Below are 2,658 nucleotides of genomic sequence, written 5' to 3' on the forward strand. Positions count from 1 at the left end.
CACGCGATGAAGGACTGGCACAAACTCAAGCCAGAGCTGTTCAAGAAACAGCCATATTACCTGCCGGGATGTGACATATAGGTCTTGTGCATCATCACCATCGAAAAAGCCGGGCCGACCCAGGATGATCGCCGCGAAGAGTTCGGCGATCTCTGGTTGGTGGGCTTTTCTGATCCGCGCGAGCCGAAGCATCCCAGTGTTCTCGGAATATCGCAGCACAGCATGGGCAATCTGCCGAACACTAATGACCCGCTCCTGTAGGCCTTCGACGACCGGCATGGTCGAGACCATGGAGCCATGACTGACCACGAGGTTGATCTCGTCTCCATCGGCGTAATCACCGACTCGGCAGTAGTCTCCCAGGAACGCATCGCGGAACAGGTCAGCGACAGCCATCCTGAACGCCTCGACCTTTTCTTGCGTCAGATCGATCGCGACGCCCCGTTCCTTGCCGGCGTACTCGTGCAGTCGGTCAGCTGCGAGCATCGCCATGTGATCGGCGGCGGCGTCGAACAGGTCGGGATGTTCCAGAAATACTCGGACAGCGATGTGTTTCGGCTCATGTGCCCTGTTAGGCGCATCCTCATCGCCGGTTTTCATGTCCGGAAACAGATCGATGCCCTGACGGTCAGCCTGGGTCTGGATAACTTCGAGGCCGCGTGTGTCGCCCAGCTCAGCAATACGGTGGAGGTCGGCCCGCAAACCTTCTGGATAACTGTCCTCAGACCCTGTCAGGAGGTCTTGTAGCGCGCCCCGTGCCGCATCTTCTTCCTGATCGAGCAGACCCACGGAGAAATCGGTGAACTTGCCTTCGTGACGGGCCAGCAATGTTTTCATTAGGCCCAGATCAATTGTCCTGATGAACCGCGGATTCACGAACTTTTTCAAATTGCCGGCCATCGCGAATCCCCTTTTCCATGAATTGAATGTTCATAATATGTTCTCACCCATGGGGCCGCAACCGTCGGGCGAACGGTTGGGACGGTTCCCGAGGCTGATGAGTAGAGGCCAAGGGAGACAACCGCCCCGAGGCCAGTATGAAACGACCCAATCCACTCCCACCCTGCCAGATGACGCCCACCGAGCGCCGCGCCGAGCTATGCGGCCTGTTGGCTCTTGGGCTGGTGCGGTTGCAGATGTGTGATCGAGCGGAAGTATCTGACGAAATTGGAGAAAGTAGCCTACACTATTCGGCCGACGAATGGCGTCATGCAACTCCAACTCACAGGAGAAATGCATGACCAAACAAGATCCCATTCCCGCCCGCCTGGCCGCGCTCAAGACCACGTCGACGCCGGGCCTGAAGCAGCAATGGCGTGAGCTGTTCGACAGCGAGCCGCCGCCATTCAATCGTCGCTATCTCGAGACCCGACTGGCGTACCGCATTCAGGAACTGGCCTATGGTGGCCTGAAGCCGGAAACGGTGAAAAGGCTGGAGGCCCTTGGCGAGCAACTTGATGGCGGCGACCGCAAGAAGAGCCGCGTCCGCGCTCACCTGACGCCCATCGTGGGCACGCGTTTGATCCGTGAATGGCAAGGCGTCGAGCATGTCGTCACCGTCACCGCTGACGGTTTCGACTGGCAGGGGCGCCCCTACAGATCGCTCTCAGCCATCGCCCGCGCCATCACCGGCACACGCTGGAACGGCTGGGTGTTCTTTGGCCTGAAAAACCATCGGAGGGGTGCGTGACCAAACCGATTGTTCGGAAACTGCGCTGCGCGATCTACACCCGAAAATCCTCCGAGGAAGGGCTGGATCAGGAGTTCAACAGCCTGCACGCACAGCGCGAGGCCTGCGAGGCCTACATCGCCAGCCAGCGCTCCGAGGGTTGGGTGCTGGTCCGCGATCAGTATGACGACGGTGGCATCTCCGGCGGCACGCTGGACCGCCCCGGCCTGCAACAGCTCATGGCAGATATTGAGGACGGGCTTGTCGACGTGGTCGTCGTTTACAAGATCGACCGTCTCAGCCGCTCGCTGGCCGATTTTGCCAAGCTGGTCGAGGTGTTCGACCGCAATGACGTGACCTTCGTGTCGGTAACGCAGTCGTTCAACACGACCACATCGATGGGCAGGCTCACACTGAACATCCTGCTGAGCTTCGCCCAATTCGAACGCGAGGTGACGGCCGAGCGCATTCGCGACAAGGTCGCCGCCAGCCGCAAGAAGGGCATGTGGATGGGCGGGGTGCCGCCCTATGGCTACCGCGTCGAGAACCGGAAGCTGTTGATCGATGACGAGCGCGCCCAGCATGTCCGCTGGATCTTCGCCCGGTTCCTTGAGATCGGGTCGGGAACGGAACTGGCCCGAGAGGTCGCCAAACGCGGCATCCGCACCCCGCGTGGCAACCGGATCGACAAGAAGTACCTGTACCGGATGCTGAACAACCGCGCCTACATCGGCGAGGCGGTGCACAAGGGCGAGAGCTATCCCGGCGAGCATGACGCGATCATCGACAGAGACGTCTGGGACAAAGTCCACGCGATTTTGAAAGAGAGTCCGCGCAAACGGGCCGCCCGCACCCGCGCCGATACGCCCGCGCTGCTGAAAGGGCTGCTCTATGGCCCGGATGGCGCGGCGTTCGATGATGTCCCAACTGATGGTGTAGCTCACGACGGGCCTCGCGCTCACCGGCGGGCCGAGCTTGTCAGTCGCGCT

3 protein-coding genes are annotated in these 2,658 nt (G+C 60.5%); 2 read left to right on the forward strand and 1 reads right to left on the reverse strand.

Features of this window, described 5'->3' with window-relative positions; translation table 11 throughout:
* Nucleotides 1-900 (reverse strand): hypothetical protein (locus Q4543_RS24095; RefSeq protein ID WP_303442637.1); only part of this gene is annotated, 900 nt, incomplete at its 3' end.
* 337 nt (nucleotides 901-1,237) lie between these two features.
* On the opposite strand from Q4543_RS24095, the gene Q4543_RS24100 reads away from it, so the two are divergent.
* Nucleotides 1,238-1,690 (forward strand): DUF2924 domain-containing protein, encoded by a 453-nt coding sequence (locus Q4543_RS24100; RefSeq protein WP_303442639.1) that lies wholly within the window; start codon nucleotides 1,238-1,240, stop codon nucleotides 1,688-1,690.
* On the forward strand, nucleotides 1,687-2,658 hold a 972-nt coding region (locus Q4543_RS24105; RefSeq protein WP_303442641.1), incomplete at its 3' end, for a recombinase family protein. The genes Q4543_RS24100 and Q4543_RS24105, both read left to right, overlap by 4 nt.

It is taken from the genome of Salipiger sp. 1_MG-2023, from assembly GCF_030547555.1.
Lineage (GTDB): Bacteria > Pseudomonadota > Alphaproteobacteria > Rhodobacterales > Rhodobacteraceae > Salipiger.